This window comes from Corynebacterium tuberculostearicum, from assembly GCF_032821615.1.
Taxonomy (GTDB): domain Bacteria; phylum Actinomycetota; class Actinomycetes; order Mycobacteriales; family Mycobacteriaceae; genus Corynebacterium; species Corynebacterium tuberculostearicum_H.
This window is the reverse complement of record NZ_JAVBIF010000005.1, coordinates 1-15,746: the sequence shown is the minus strand read 5'-3', so window position 1 is coordinate 15,746 and position 15,746 is coordinate 1. Positions and strand designations below refer to the sequence as shown.

At 49.9% G+C, this 15,746-nt stretch carries 7 protein-coding genes and 4 pseudogenes; 6 read left to right on the top strand and 5 right to left on the bottom strand.

Translation table 11 applies throughout. From position 1 onward, the window contains the following. Window positions 1–43 precede the first annotated feature (43 nt). Window positions 44–640, top strand: a pseudogene (locus tag RAE09_RS05405) (transposase); the annotation flags it as partial. Here the strand turns inward: RAE09_RS05405 and RAE09_RS05400 are convergent. Together RAE09_RS05400 and RAE09_RS11925 are read right to left on the bottom strand one after the other, a co-directional pair. Further along, a pseudogene (locus tag RAE09_RS05400) lies at window positions 628–1,474 on the bottom strand (IS3 family transposase); the annotation flags it as partial. The pseudogenes RAE09_RS05405 and RAE09_RS05400 overlap by 13 nt on opposite strands. Window positions 1,475–2,035: 561 nt before the next feature. Further along, window positions 2,036–2,431 (bottom strand): annotated as a pseudogene (locus RAE09_RS11925) (glycosyltransferase family protein); the annotation flags it as partial. 596 nt (window positions 2,432–3,027) lie between these two features. Between RAE09_RS11925 and RAE09_RS05395 the strand changes: the two are divergent. The 5 genes from RAE09_RS05395 to RAE09_RS05375 all read left to right on the top strand — a co-directional run bounded on the left by RAE09_RS05395 (window position 3,028) and on the right by RAE09_RS05375 (window position 12,416). Then, complete coding sequence (locus RAE09_RS05395) at window positions 3,028–3,405, top strand: hypothetical protein (RefSeq protein WP_316981150.1); 378 nt, start codon at window positions 3,028–3,030, stop codon at window positions 3,403–3,405. A 3-nt stretch (window positions 3,406–3,408) separates the two neighbouring features. Then, window positions 3,409–4,977 (top strand): glycosyltransferase family protein, encoded by a 1,569-nt coding sequence (locus RAE09_RS05390; RefSeq protein WP_316981149.1) that lies wholly within the window; start codon window positions 3,409–3,411, stop codon window positions 4,975–4,977. Between the two features lie 2 nt (window positions 4,978–4,979). Next, window positions 4,980–5,531 carry a hypothetical protein gene (locus RAE09_RS05385; protein ID WP_316981148.1) on the top strand — a complete coding sequence of 184 codons (552 nt, stop codon included), beginning with the start codon at window positions 4,980–4,982 and terminating at the stop codon, window positions 5,529–5,531. 15 nt (window positions 5,532–5,546) lie between these two features. Then, on the top strand, window positions 5,547–9,974 hold the full coding sequence (locus RAE09_RS05380) for a glycosyltransferase (RefSeq protein ID WP_316981147.1): 4,428 nt from the start codon (window positions 5,547–5,549) through the stop codon (window positions 9,972–9,974). 144 nt (window positions 9,975–10,118) lie between these two features. Beyond that, window positions 10,119–12,416: a heparinase II/III domain-containing protein gene (locus tag RAE09_RS05375; RefSeq protein ID WP_316981146.1), complete on the top strand. Its 2,298-nt coding sequence runs from the start codon at window positions 10,119–10,121 to the stop codon at window positions 12,414–12,416. Window positions 12,417–12,533: 117 nt separating this feature from the next. On the opposite strand, the pseudogene RAE09_RS05370 reads toward RAE09_RS05375, so the two are convergent. From RAE09_RS05370 to wecC, 3 genes and pseudogenes are all read right to left on the bottom strand, one after another. After that, window positions 12,534–13,146: pseudogene (locus RAE09_RS05370) on the bottom strand (DDE-type integrase/transposase/recombinase); the annotation flags it as partial. Window positions 13,147–13,711: 565 nt separating this feature from the next. Continuing rightward, window positions 13,712–13,918: a hypothetical protein gene (locus RAE09_RS05365; protein ID WP_316981145.1), complete on the bottom strand. Its 207-nt coding sequence runs from the start codon at window positions 13,916–13,918 to the stop codon at window positions 13,712–13,714. A gap of 262 nt (window positions 13,919–14,180) precedes the next feature. Further along, entirely contained in the window at window positions 14,181–15,434 is a 1,254-nt protein-coding gene (gene wecC / locus RAE09_RS05360; RefSeq protein WP_316981144.1) for a UDP-N-acetyl-D-mannosamine dehydrogenase, read from the bottom strand. Window positions 15,435–15,746 lie beyond the last annotated feature (312 nt).

Below are 15,746 nucleotides of genomic sequence, written 5' to 3'. Positions count from 1 at the left end.
TTCAAATCAACTTCTACCTATCCTTGAAAAGACGACACCCATAATGGCCGCTGGCCCTAAATCTATTGGCCCGACCGCGTATCTCGAAGAGCTACTCACCCAAGCATCATCCGATCTGATGCGTCAGATGCTCGGTGATTTCATCAACCAAATTCTATCTGCCCAAGCCGACACTGTCTGCGGCGCTGGCCAGGGCACCAGCAGCGACAACCGCGTCAACCACCGCAACGGCTACCACCACCGACTACTGGATACACGGGTCGGCACCGTCGATATGGCTATCCCGAAACTACGCCACGGTTCCTTCTTGTCTGACTAGCTGTTAGAACGACGCACCCGTACCGAACGTTCCTTAACCACCGTGATCGCCACGTGCTATTTAAAGGCTGTGTCTACCCCCAGGATGAACGACCTAGTCGCCATTCTCTGCATCACGAACTTTTCGAAGTCACAAGTCAGTGAGATGGCCAAAGACTTGGATTCGATGGTGGAGGATTTGTGCCCCCGGCCACTGGATTCCGGCCCGTACTACTACCTCTCGTGCGACGCGCTGACGATGAAAGTCCGGGAAGTCGGACGCGTGGTCACAACGAGTGTGCTGCTAGCAACCGGTGTCAACAATGATGGCTACCGAGAACTGTGAAGCGTCCTGGGTTTAGTTCCGTTTCTTTTACTACCCGTATTGACGGGCTGGGTGAGAGGGTACTCGATTTCTACTTCCTGCGGGGTGGGAAAGTCCAATGCTTCGTGAAGGCGCTTGGTGTTCTACCAATGCACTTACCGCTAGGTCGCCAACTCAACTTTCCCCACTGACGTCCACAGGCCGTAAGGGTAGGTGAGTTCAGCTTTGTAGAGTCCATTGACGGTCTCCGCCAATGCGTTGTCATAGCAGTCGCCGACTGTTCCCGCACTCGGGCGAACTTCATACTCAGCTAAAGCCGTTGAATATTTCAACGACACGTACCGACTGCCCCGTTCACTATGGGGAATCAACTGATTGCCATGGATTCTTCCAGCAGTGGTTAAAACGTGCTCTCAAGTCTCCATCGGCAGCGCATCAGTGCGCAGCGTAGAGCACGTAGCAACACCAACAATTTTCCGACTGAAGACACGAACTACAAATGCGGTATAGGGGAATCCCGACGAAGTGCGAACTTAGGTAATATCGGCAACCCAAATCCTGCCCGGTGCGTGCTCACGAAAGTTTTGCTGCACCAGGTCCGGGCGACAATCAGGTGTTTTGGACTTAGCGTTGTTACCGGGTCTCGTCCACGTTTGCGGCCGGAAACACCTGCTAGCTTCATCAACCGGGCAGTCTTATCGCGGCCAATATGAAAGCCTTCGCGGTTGATAGCGTGCCACTTTTTCGAATACCGTAGACCAAAAAATTCTCCGCATGTACATGCCGAACCTCTGGAATGAGCAGGCTATCGCTTAACTCTCTCGCACTTGGCATACGTTGAGGAGCTCGCCGACCATGTTTTCAGGCGCGCTGTAGTAAGCAGGACTCCAAGCGGACCATTTCAATGATCTGATGGACCGCCTTCTCCTTAAACTCGACGGAATACTTTCTGGGCATAGTGCCTAATCCTTCCTTACTTGAGGTAGGAACTAAAAACAGGACGCTTCACGTTGTGCTATGCGGAACTTTGGCAAGTAGAGGTAAGGTGAGCGGCGTTGGCCGCGTAAGACTAACTGCGAGTGCATTGATGAATAGCATCAAAGCATTTTCTTGGGGCTGGCCAAAATGGTTAGTGCTATGCTCGGTCGTGATTTAGGCTCAATCCGAAAGTTTCCACTTGAGAATAGGAGAGGATTTTCGCATCGCTCATTTGCCAGGTTTGCGACTTTTTGACGTCGCGTCGGCGAGCGGCAATGTAATTGAACCTAACCGGTGAAAATATGGAGTATCCTGCTTTGGCTGCTCGTCTCAGCAAATCACTGTCTTCGTTTTTTGACAATTCTCCAATTTTCAAGCTCTTAAGAACCTGGGACTTGCAAAACAGTGTAGTGTCGGCGACAAAGTGGTACCAAGTCAGCTCTTTCTGCGGCCAGCGCAGCGACAGGGCATCTGCGCCTTCAAGGTAAAAATGGCTGCCTTACCCAGGATTAATTCCGCACGATCGCGATATGTATGCTCGGGCCAAATCTTGCGTTGCGCGCGGTGTAAGACCCGGTCACTGATAGCCGGCGACATGAGGAGAGCCTTGATGAGGGGCTTTACTTTTTCCTTCGGATCAATAGAAAATACTTCATTAGGCGCAAAATGGTTATCGATCGCCTGACTACGTGTCGTCACTACCGGTGTGCCGCAGGCGATTAACTCGAAAAGCCTTCTAGCGCACATGGTAGGACTCTGAGTGACTGAATTTACATTGAGAAAGTTCTTGTAATCTTTGTAGGCGGAGAGCCTTTGCGAGTAGGGGAGAGATCCGACAACGCGATTTTTTTAGGGTGCCAGGGAATTGGTACTTGGCGTCACCGCCGTCATGTAGGGAATAAATGTCGAAGACATAGCCATTCTCTCTCTGGAGCTCATTCGTAGCACCCAACAACGAGTTCAAAGGTACTAAGCGTCCTGGACGCCAGCCTTCGCTACTCAACATTTTTCAACCCTCGTCGCTCCAAGCTGACAGCATTGTTCGGCATGATCCCGGTGACCCGGGTGGCCTTATCGTTGTAATGAAGTTGCTTCTCGGTGTCGCGGTGGCTTAGATGCGAGTTCGCGAAACGGTTTAGCTTTTGGACGAATGGTACTGGCATCTGTGATACAGTCTCATCAGATCTCGACTGTGGCACATTAGCGTCGCGGGTTATTGGGATTTGAGGCTTGGATGGCGATATTCAGCTTTCCGACGCGCAAGTATGTAGGCGACTGTCTTGCTTGTCTGGACTTCGCCGGAATATAACTGGTGACAAGACAAAAGAGGAAGTAAAATTCGAACGGAGTGAGATCGCGTGGGTTTCATCCCGTTTTCCGAGACGTCGATGGTGTAGTATTCGCTGCAAAACTATAAGGAATAATTGGTGGAAAAGAAGATATATATCGTTGCTCTTTTTTTAACTGTGGGATTTGCTTGTTTAGGGGCGACGTTTGGTCTTTTTGGCGCAGCCAATTGGGCATTTCTTTTTTGTGGACTCGCGATTGCCCTAATCCCGGTCGTTTCTCATTTGCGAATGCGCCGGATGCTGAATGCGATGCGTCGTCTTAGGGGCAATGGAGGGCATATTGCTGACGACCATTTGAAATCTCTGGAGACAAGTGTTTCGAAGTTGAGCCAGAGGGTAGAGACTGTTTCAGCGGCGCTTTCCAATAGCGAAGTTGGTCAGCTCGCGCGCCTTGCTAATGAGATCCGTAGGGAGTCTCGGATGATACGGCTCAGGACCGAAAGTCTACAACGATAGCTAATGAACAATACCTTTACTTCCCTCAGCGAGGCAGTAAAAGCCTTTAGTGATCGGTATGAGATGTTTTCGTTACCCTCAATATCCTCACAGGACGAAGCACTTTTATCGACTTGCGATTTTGTGTCTTTACTAAATCGAAAAATAGAGACGGCGGACACTCGTAGTGATGTCCAACAACTTGAAGGATACAAGATTCAGGCGGTGCGATGGCTGAAGGACTGGATGGCTGCGCATCCCGAAGACCGCCAAAGACTTTCCGACATTGTACAAGGCAGAGTGGATGAGGGATTCCCGTGGGACGTAGTGCGTCCACCGTCGACAGCACTCGCCATGTTATACAATTTTTCTCCCTTCCAGGACACAGGCGCGACAGTTGCCTCAAAGCGGCTTCGCGATTTTACAAGATCATTCGATGTAATCGCTTGTTCCTTTTTAAATAAGAAGAAGATCGATTCAACGATTGAGGCTATCGCGGAACCTTACGTTAATTCGAAGTATTTTTTGCCTTTGAATCCTTCTTGGGCGTCTTGGGAGGCTTTCCAAGCTTTTGTGGCGCATTCAAACCGTGCCGCAAATAGTCTCTTGGCGGATGGCCGTAAATATGATTTCGTTTATTCGCGCGCGATGTGGGCACCGTCGATTTATGCGGGCGCATGGTTCAAAATGAAGCATCCTGAGATTGCATGGGTTGCCGAGTTTTCGGATCCGCTTTCGTTGGATGTGGAGGGACTCTCTCGTGGGGGCGAGATTCCTCGCGATGCCTTCAGCGCTACGTTAATGCAGGAAATTCAAAGGTCCTTCGCTGATGTTATGCCGGAAGACCTAAACATCTTTTCGCTGGCAGAGTATTTGGTTTATGCACTCGCAGACGAGATTATCTTTACCAACGACAATCAGCGAGCTACGATGCTTGAGCATGTCGTTGATCCGCGAGCGCGGGCTCGTATCGAAGAAGTTTCGAGCGTTTCCAACCACCCGACTCTTCCGCGTAACTACTACCTCCGAGAAGATAGTAATTACGAAGTTGACGATGACGCTCTTAACCTAGGATATTTTGGCGAATTTTACTCCAGTCGCGGAATTACTGAGGTCACCGCGGCAATTAGATCTTTGCCCGAGACGATTCAGCGCAGAGTTAGACTGCATGTTTTTACTAATTATATACCAGCTTTTGACGGGGCTCGCCGGCCCCGCAACTTTTCACAAGCGCAGTTCGACGACTTGGTCAATCGAGCCTTGGAGGGCGTGGGGGCGACGGGAATCGAACATTTGGTTCGTTTGAACGCTTCGCTCCCTTATCTCACATTTCTCGCGACAACAGAGAAACTTGATTACCTCATCGTAAACGACGCGCGGTCGGGTGAGCATCACACTGTCAACCCCTACCTTCCCTCTAAATGGAGTGACTATGCTGGTAGCTCCGCCGAGACCTGGGCTTTTGTCGAAAGTGGTTCTATTTTGTCAACCAAACCTGCGACTGTGAAAACACCTGTTGGAGATGTCTCACGAGCGCGAGAGGACCTCTGGACAATGGTAGTGCGTAAATTCCCCGAACTGGAGGATCGCTAGAGATGGTTAATACTAACGAGCAGTCTGTTCACTTTATCTTGGACAAGGTGGGTAGGAGTTCGACTCCGGACGTTCCAACCTCGCCCTTCGGACTGACATTAGGACAGCTCATTGGCGACGCAGCCTTCGCTAAAAAGCACGGCACAGTTCTATTCCTTGGGGGAAATGATCTCCGGGGATTTCTTAATGAACGAGTCGAGACTCGGCCTGCGGTGCCGGGCCTTTTGGGGGAGCAGTCCGACGATGCTCGGTTTTCCCATCTGATCATTGACACTGCGGCTTTTGCCGCTGGCCCATGGCTGGGCAGTGACTCGGGCGCATTTCGAGAGCTAAGCGAAGAAATTTTTGAAGCCGGTCGCGTTTTCCGCGCAACCGGCCGCATCGTGATTCTTCTACGTCGGCCTGATTTTAGCCCTGGCGAGGCGTTCGCGCGTATTGAATCTACTGCAACGTGTACTTTTGATAATATTCCGGGGGTTGACTTTGAGGAGGGCGCTCGGCAATCGAAGCTCTGGATCAGTCTTCAGGATTTTGTTAAGAGCCAAAAGGGCTAACGAGAGACGATAAAAATGACGAATACTCATAAACTTCTGCAAGTTTTACTCGCATTCGACTTTTTGCCGGAACAGGATCCGACTGCCGAGACGTGGTCGTTAGCCCTCGCTAGCAAGCTCATCGACGACGGCTGTGAAGTTACGTATTTGGCGAGGGAAACAACTGAGTCCGCATTTCACAAGGAAATGGCGGAGTTGGGTGTTTCTGTGATTCTTGCGCAAACCGGTAATGAACCCGACTCTACGGATGAATTTGGTGTATTACCGCGTTATCGAGCTCGCCAGCTGATTCGCCTTGCGCGCGAAACTGCGCCGGATGTTGTCATTGTCCAAGGCGAAGCCTTTGCATTCCAGGTTTCCGCCAGTGATAAATGCCCAAAGAATTTGTGGGCGATTGTTGAAGATTCTCCGGCGAGAGGTCGGGTTAGCACTTTTGATGCTACGCGGCTGAAAACCATCTGTGCGAAGGCGCGAGTTCTCTTAGCTTCTGACGAAAGAAGCCGAGCACGAATCGAGGCTTCATGCCGTGAGGCGATTTCTAAGACGCGTCTCTTGCCCCGTTTTTATCTGGCCAAACGACGCCATGCAACGACCAAGCGCTTACCGAGTGGTCCTCCGACTTATGTTGTTGATTCATTGATTTTCAACCAAGCAGATTTGAAAATCGATTTTTCGGAATATTCACGTTTGGCCCGTGGTGAGCGTCAGATTCCCCGTTTGCTGCTTTGCGGCTTCGACGCTTCAAAAGGGGCAATTGAAACCGCATCTGTAGAACGGAGTGGAATTCTCGACGTCCCAGGCTTAATCGTAGATTCGAGGAATGTACAGAACTCAGATTTCGTTACCGCAGGTAGTATGCTGGTTGTCCCGGAGGGCTTAGCATCGAATTTAAGCGCAATTTTAGAACAAGTTGTGGATTCGAATTCTCTCAAACTTCTTGAGTTCGACTCTCAGAATCCACAATTTGACGGTTCTGAATTCGTGGGACGCCTTGTTACTGAACGCGGCTCAAATGGTCAGTCTTCGTTTCTGGAGCATTTTTTAGCTGACCTTCCTAACTACGCTACGCATCCTCCTCATGAAAATCGATTAAAAATTGTGCTCGCAGGTGCAGACTTCAAATTCGCAGGTGATCTAACAAATCTGTTGGTCCAGCGTGAGGATGTCGAGCTACGCTTGGACGTGTTCGAAAGCAATTCGAGTCCACAACCTGCGAAGTCCGTACCATTTCTCCGATGGGCGGATGTGATTATCGCAGAGTTTGCATCTTTCAATGCAATTTGGTATTCCCAAAATAAACTTCCCCATCAGAAGTTGATTGTGCGCCTTCACGGTTATGAGTTGCTGTCCGAGTGGATAGATAAGCTCGAAATCAACCGCGTCGACCGGATCGTCGTAGCATCGAATTTTTATCGCAAAAAGGCACTTGAAATGAAGGGTTGGCCTAGCGATAAAGTCGTTGTGATTCCCAATAGCGTGAATCCTGCAGACATGGATCGACGAAAGTTTGAGGATTCGCGTTTTCACCTCGGGCTCGTTGGTATCGTTCCAATTCTGAAACGTCCAGACCGAGCACTAGATCTGCTGGAGAAGTTGGTCGCCGTTGATGAGCGCTATGTACTTCATATCAAGGGCCATTCTCCCTGGAATTACACGTGGGAATGGAAGAAGTCGGCTCATCAAGATGCGTATCGTGCATTCTACAAGGAATTAGGAGAGAGAAAACTTCTCGCAAACGTTTCGTTCGAACCTTTCTCACCTGACATGGGCAATTGGTTGAGGAAAATTGGCTGGATCCTCTCTCCTTCGTATAGAGAAACCTTCCATATGGCGGCAGTCGAAGGCGGAATTTCAGGAGCTATTCCAATTGCCTGGGAGCGCGACGGTTCGATCGACATAATTGGTGAAGAATACAATGTCTGTTCGACTGATGAAGCCTTCTCACGAATAATGACCAGTAATTATTCTCATGAGACATTCGTTAGAGAGTCCGCAAAAGCTAAGGCGGCAATGAGGCGATATTCATTGGAAATTGTCCGTGATTTGTGGCTTGAGGAAGTATTCGATGTTGAAGCTAGTGAATTGTCGGTGCGCCGCCCTGCTGCGGCACAAAATCAAGCGTTGTCGTACGCGGAACAACAGCTTTATAAAGACGTCTCCGAAGAACTTAGGCGTGGAGATACTGAAGGAGCCCTTTCGCAGCTTGACGAAGGCATAAAGTTAACAGTTGGGAAATCCGGAGCTCTCAAGGACCTAGAGCTGTATGTTCGAGGATTAGCCGCTGCGGATGAAATGCGGCTGAACCATTATATTTGCGATACCGAAAGCACAGCGTTTACCAGTCCCTTGGTTGTGCAGGTAAAGGGCGATAGGCAGGAGTGGCCGCATGTCGGCGGTTTTGATCAATTGGTTATTGATGTCGAGCTCCCACTCCATTTAAGGACGACGGAATTCCTGGATTTGGTTAGTAATGATATTCAACATGACTATGCAATTGACCAAGTCTCGACTGACAAGAACCTTCGTTTTGATCGATGGGTTCAATTTGTAAAAGCAACCTTGATTAGTCATGTTTTGGAAACTGGTGCTGACTCTTTGTTGTCCGTCGGTGGCTGGGAAGTAGCTTTTGCGAGTTCGCTCGCAGCGGATCAGTTGGGCTTGCCGTTCGTCTGGATCCCAGATGAGAGGTCGCTAAGCTTGTTGAATGATCGAATTTCTGATAGTAAATTTAACGATGCCGAGTATGAGCTGGCCCTTAGTACTTGGCGTCGTGCTGACGCAAGAATTGCTCTGACACCGCGCTCCGCGGTCAATGCCCGCAGAATGAGATTGGTTGACATCGGGTTGCAAGACCTTGTCGATCTGAAAGTGGACAAACGGTTTATCGAATTGGATAGAATGGCGCCCTTGATCGAGAGTGCGATTGCTGGAAATCAGAGCAGCAAAGAAAATTCGCTAGATTTACATTTTCGTTTGAGCGAGTTGACGGTCGCGGTAGTAGGTAGCGAGGACTTTGTCAATCGGCTTCGTTCATTGGTTGGCCGAGTAATCGAAATGCCAATCACCGGTTACTTTGAGGCGATCGACGCTTTTGTCGACGTATTAATTGTCGATACAGCGGCAAATGACAATGGGCCTTGGCAGAACCGAGTTCAGTTCCATAAGGATCAAGGTCGCTATCCGATTACAAAAATCTTAGATCATGGACGCAAGCTGGGGATACCGAGCGTTTTGATCGATCGCGGCGAGCACACTTTGTCACCGAAGTTCTTCGCTGCGGCCAGAAAAGCGGATTGTGTCTCCGTCACATGGCTTCCAGCACTGCCTACTTTGCTAGAACTAAATCCTTCCGTCAACAGTTCCGCGTTTATTTGGCAGGAATCAGCTGAGTTCGAATTTAATTTAAGGACGATGCTGCGGTGTATGGGGCTTCCTGTCGAGCAGCCTGCGATTCCTAATGGTCTTGGAGTGAGGCATGAGGTCGATTTGCCTGAAGAGGAAATTGAGTTATGTTCGCTGCACGCAGTAAACGCCGTAGAGTCATCTATTTATGACGAAAAAGTGTCGGTCATCCTTGCAACCTATCAAGGAGAATTTACGATACAAAAAATGCTCGACAGCATAGGTGCCCAAACGCTTCCAGAACGTCTGATTCAACTGATCGTAATTGAAAACGGAAACGAATCCAATACCAGATCAATTGTTGAGGAATTTGCCTCAGAACATCCCGACCTTGATGTGTCGTACATGTTTGAAAAAAGAGCAAGCGTTGGCAACGCGAGAAACGTTGGAATAAGGGCTGCGACGGGCAAATATATAACGTTTGTTGACGATGACGATTACCTGGAGCCAGACTATCTTCTGTCTATGTGGTTGTCTGCATCTGATGAATCCGTTGTAATTGGCCTATTAGCTGACGAATCGCTCCGCGGAGAGCGGGAGATTAATACACCGAACAACAATCGAGTCGCAGCTCTCAAGGGAGGCCGTCAGCCTCTTCGAAATCGATCCGGATTGCTGGGATTAAATGCATGCAAGCTAATACCTTCCAAATATGCCAAACGAATCAAGTATGAAGATTCTTTGGTATCGGGAGAGGATACCGTTTTCATGAGTCAACTTTTGGAGTTTGAAGACCTCACTCTAGTTCCGTGCGCTCCGATGGCGGGCTCAATGTATGTGCGACGTATGAGCGACAACTCCGTCTCTCGCCAACCCGAGTCATTTGACTTTTGCGTAAAGCAACGTATTGCAGTTATTAATTGCCTGATTGAAACCCGTAATCGAATTCACAAGAAAAACGCTGGAGCGGTTAATTATCTGATTGATAATCAGGCTAGCTTTATCCGCAAATATTATTCTTCCAACCCTTCCCGACAGCGCGAGGTGAAAGATTTCATCTCCTCAAACTGCATTGACAGAAAGGTCGTACGGCTTGGTTGAGGGTCTGGCGCCTGCGCTGCACTTTGCGCTGTTACGTTATGTTGGCCTCCGCTTGTCGGGTACTAGGCGATAGTTGTTCCAAAACGCCTATAAGTTATTGGGTATCGATTATAATATCGACCCTAAAAGTTCAAAGGATTTGAATTGACCTCCATTTCGGCAAGAAGCCATTCATTCTACGCTCCATACGCGAATACCTCAGCTGACCTGAAGGGCGGTGTAGTGCGTGTAGGTTTGCCAACTGGCGAGAGCTTCGAGTTCGTGCCCGGAGACACAGTTCCGTGGGATGACGTTGAAGCGGGGCTTTCGGTATCCGGAAGACTGTATTTACATGGAGGGCAGTTTTTGGGGTTTGTGGCCCCTCGGCTGTCCTCGGAGTCGTGGAGTCCAGTTCTTGAAAGTTATGCAGGCTGGATTGGTTCAGCTAAGGTTCGCAGGAAAAATGTGAGTAATCCTTCATGGGATCACGCTACTTCCATGCGGATTGAAACATTCGCGATGCTTCTTCTGGATAGGTATGTTCCCGACGATGTTATTCGAGCAGTCACGGGACTTGTGGCTGAAGATATTGAGTGGGCGAGCGATGTTTCCAACATTCCGCTGAATAATCACGGGATGTTTGTCGTTCGTTCACTTTTATTCGCGAAAATGCAGTTAGTTGAAGGCGGCGCGTTTCAGCATCTTGGCACCAATGACTTTTCCAGACGTATAGACAAAGCTATCTCTGATCGTCTACCTGCCATATTGGATTATGTATATGGCGATGACGGTTGGTGCGGTGAGAACTCTCCAATGTACGACCGAGTTTGGATAAATTTGCTGCGGGGGCTAACGAATACGTTTACTCCGGAGCTTACTGATATCGGGGTTTTCAACAAAGTTCGGTGGATTCTTGAAGCATCAGATGAATCTTCTCGATATCTGATTTTGAAGAACAAACGTTACGTCCCTCGCGGAGACACTCCTAGGCAGCTCACTAGACTGGCCCCGCAACTTGGGACGGCATTTAGCCAGCGAGTAGGTACATGGGTCTATTCCTCTCAGAATCTCTATTTGTTAGCTACTTGTGGCTACTCATCAGTGACTCATAAACATCCTGACGATACGCAGCTTTATCTAGCCTACAAGGGCATTGATTTCTTTATTGACGGAGGTTTTCACAGCTACAACTACGAAGATCCTCGGGTCCGAGCATTGCGTACCTACGCAGCACATTCTGTTCTTTCCATAGAAAGCGCTAGCCGGGTTCCGTCTTGGGAAGCTTACAAATCTTCTAAACCTGCGGCTCTTCCCTCGATGCCCGAAGCTAGTGACAGTCACGTCAAAATGAGAAACATAATCAGCGGAGTAATACTTGATCGTCGAGTGGAGGTGTCACCCCATGACTCGGTTGTAGTTGAAGATTCTTGGTCAGGGGTCGCTGGAGATGTCGTCGTGTCGCGCTATTTGTTACCGAATAATTGCGAATGGTCTATATCAGGGAGGACTCTTCTATTGACTCGATTGGGGGTCCAACTGAAGGTTGTTTTTGATTCTGATGTAGAGATCAAGGAGATTCGTGGTGAGCGACAGGAACCATATCGTGGATGGTACTCGACAAATGCGAATCAATTAATCGAAGGAATATGTTTAGAGATATTTCCCCGCCCATCTGAGGCCGGATCTCTGAAGTATACGATCCACGCTTCTGAAGGGGATCTTCGACAAAACAAGAAGACAGAGGGCCCGTCCTTGGACGAGCTGGTTGAGTATGCGAGTTCCTTTCAACGCGCGTCCGATCGTGAAATCGCAAATCAACCAACAGTTGTCTATGGACTTGACGAGCGGAGTTTAACCGTCGCGGCCGTTCTAAAAGCTCGCGGTTTACTTAAAGGATTAGTTTCCAATGAGTCCAAGTTCGTAGGAATGCGAATCTTTGGTTGCGAAGTCAAGGATTCTAGTGAGCATATCAATGAACGTGTTCTTGCTGGAACTAGTAATCTGGATGGTCTGGGTGGAGTTCCTGAGGAGGTGATTCGAGAAGCGAATGCCGTTCAACTCTACCGGGCTAGCCGCTCATTGTTTCTACTCGGGCTTGTTGAAAGATCAAAATTTCTCGATAACGAACTTTATCGACGGTTCAACTGCAAAATCCCAGGTTCTGCCGAGATAGGCCCCGGATTCCAACTCGGAGATGGCGGTATTGGAGTTGTCATTCATGCGAACTCAATCATTGGAAAAAACGTGACCGTAGCACAAAATGTGACGCTCGGTGGTCGTAATCGAAGATTGGGAGCTCCAGTGGTAGGAGACAATGTATTTTTTGGTGCCAATTCGGTATTCCTTGGAGGTACCATTGGGAACAATTGTATTGTTGGCGCGGGATCGGTTGTGTTAGAACCTGTTGAGTCGAATTCGGTAGTAGCGGGAAATCCCGCGCATTTGATCCGTAAGAGGTCGTAGGAGCATATTTCGATGAAATACGACTCTGGCAGTTTTCGACGTGACTTCTAAAATCATATGCCAAGAGGGTGTCGGAAGCTTTGTGATTGAGGATTAAACCTCATACACAAAGCTTCCGACACCCTCCGCCAATGCGTTGTCATAGCAGTCGCCGACTGTTCCCGCACTCGGGCGAACTTCATACTCAGCTAAAGCCGTTGAATATTTCAACGACACGTACCGACTGCCCCGTTCACTATGGGGAATCAACTGATTGCCATGGATTCTTCCAGCAGTGGTTAAAACGTGCTCTCAAGTCTCCATCGGCAGCGCATCAGTGCGCAGCGTAGAGCACGTAGCAACACCAACAATTTTCCGACTGAAGACACGAACTACAAATGCGGTATAGGGGAATCCCGACGAAGTGCGAACTTAGGTAATATCGGCAACCCAAATCCTGCCCGGTGCGTGCTCACGAAAGTTTTGCTGCACCAGGTCCGGGCGACAATCAGGTGTTTTGGACTTAGCGTTGTTACCGGGTCTCGTCCACGTTTGCGGCCGGAAACACCTGCTAGCTTCATCAACCGGGCAGTCTTATCGCGGCCAATATGAAAGCCTTCGCGGTTGATAGCGTGCCACTTTTTCGAATACCGTAGACCAAAAAATTCTCCGCATGTACATGCCGAACCTCTGGAATGAGCAGGCTATCGCTTAACTCTCTCGCACTTGGCATACGTTGAGGAGCTCGCCGACCATGTTTTCAGGCGCGCTGTAGTAAGCAGGACTCCAAGCGGACCATTTCAATGATCTGATGGACCGCCTTCTCCTTAAACTCGACGGAATACTTTCTGGGCATAGTGCCTAATCCTTCCTTACTTGAGGTAGGAACTAAAAACAGGACGCTTCATCCGAACAGGTTCTGGGCACACATCAAGCGGGCCACTTTTTGCGATTGATCCGCTTGGCAGGGGTTGTAGCACCGTCGCGACGTGTGGGGTTGTTGAATTCGGCAGTGATGCGACGAGCGCCCCAGGCGCCGTTTTCAGCGTCGAAAATAGTCTGGATTTAAGCGGCCACCACAGCGCCATCTACAAGGCGCTGACGACGACGTGGAGCCGAAGTCTTCCACGTGTAGTACGAAGACCGGTTAAGGTTTAGAACTTCGCACATCCGCTTAACCGCGTAGTCGGGGATATGGTCACAGGCGAACTGGAAGCGGATCGCCAGGTCGTCTCTTCCGCAAAATACTTCGCGGCCTTGCGCAGAATTTCACGCTCTTCACGAAGCCGTTTGTTTTCGCGCTCTAGCTGGCGAATTCACTCCGCATAAGCAAGCTTACCTGCTGCTGACGAGCCTGCACCTTTAGCGGCAACGTTGGTACCAAACTGCTTGTACCAATATCCCAGGGTCGCGCGATTGCTCCCGAGCACTTCTGCGACTTTGCGCATCGAAGCATCTGGCCTCGCCTCGAGCATCGCGACGCCGTCGCGCTCGAACTGTTCCGTGTAAACCTTACGCGGCATGGTGGTAGATTACCTTCCTCCCCAACCACAATGGCTGGAATACAGGGGTGTCTACCTAACGGGGTCAGGTCCAAGTTCGACGGATTAAGCATCAATCAACGCTGACGCGAACTGCTACTCTGAATATTCCTAAAAATGTCCGCATCCCCTTTTGCTACTTAGCCCAACATACGTGAAGAAAAGAAGTGGTCCACGCACGAAGTACGCGGACCGTGGTCGGACCAAGCGCCCCAGTAGAAGTAACCCTAATGAAAGGACTCGGCTATTTCCATAATCCCTTGGTATCGATGATTTCCTTGCCTTCGAGCTTCGTCTTGTCGAACTCCTTGAATTCCTTGTGGTCCACGAGGAGGACTACGACGTCAGCTTCTGCAATTGCATCGTTGTATTCCTTGAGCTGGACGTTATCGAATCCCTTAAGCCGCTTTGGCAACTCTGAAACATTCGGCTCAATGGCGAAGACGGTTTTGTCTTCGAGTTCCTCAGCGAGATCAACCGCAATATTCAGCGCCGGCGACTCGCGTAGGTCGTCGATATCTGCCTTGAATGCCAGACCGAAGACAGCAACCTTGGAAGCGTTGGACTCTGCCACAGCCTCCTTGACCTTCTGCTTAACCCATTCCGGCTTACCGTCGTTTACCTTGCGGGCGGTGTGGATCAGCTTCGAGTTCTCCGGGTCAGCGGCGACGATGAACCACGGATCAACTGCAATGCAGTGGCCGCCGACGCCAGGGCCTGGTTGCAGGATGTTCACGCGAGGGTGGTGGTTTGCAAGGTTAATGAGCTCCCAGACGTCGATGCCCAGATTGTCACTGATGAGGGAGAGCTCGTTGGCGAACGCGATGTTGACGTCGCGGAAGGAGTTCTCCGTAAGTTTTGCCATTTCGGCGGTGACGTCGTTAGTTGGCAGAAGCTCGCCCTTGCAGAAGGTTGCGTATATCTCGGTTGCGCGGCGGGTGGCCTCTGTAGTTTGGCCGCCGATAATACGGTCATTCGTGCGCAATTCTTCCATTGCGTACCCAGGGAGGATACGCTCAGGGCAGTGCGCGAAATATATAACTGGCTTGTCATCAGGATTCTCGGCACCATCAGCAACGAGGTCAGTGCGGATTTCGAGAATACGCTCAGCCATCTTTGCGGTGGTCTGTGGAGGGGAGGTGGACTCGAGAACGATGAGTTCATCGCCAACAAGCTGAGGGGCGATTGCCTCTGCCGCCGAGTAGATGAACTTCATGTCAACGTCGTAGGAATCGGTGAACGGGGTTGGAACCGCGATGATGTAAGCATCGGCGTGAACCTGCTCAGTGGTAGCTCGGAAACGACCGGAAGAAAGTGCCTTATTCAATTCTTCCTGGAGACCTGGCTCGACGATAGTCACTTCACCGCGGTTGATTTTCTCCACGTTTGCGGCATTGACGTCCACTCCGGTTACGTCTACACCGGAGTTTGCCATCACAACAGCCGTTGGAAGGCCGATGTAGCCAAGTCCGACGAATGCAACTTTTTGTTTGGTCATTTTGGGGTTCCTAACCTACCTACGTACAGTTTTGAAACCGAGTCCCATGTGGAAGAAACGGCTAACAGGAAGAACTTAGCACTTTTTATGCGTCTTGTTTTGCTTTAGGGAGAAAATGAGGTGACAAGCGCGCGGAAATGTTAGGTGCCTTGTGTCACTGGGTTAATTCGGCTTAAACAATGCCTTAAGGTGGGGGGTGTTCCTATATAGGTTGTCAACCTAGCGGGTGGAGAAATTGGGGGCGGATTCTCTCTGCGGGGTTGTTTGGTCGTGTTGTTTTCGGGCATGGCTGCTAGCCGACTGGGATTTTAC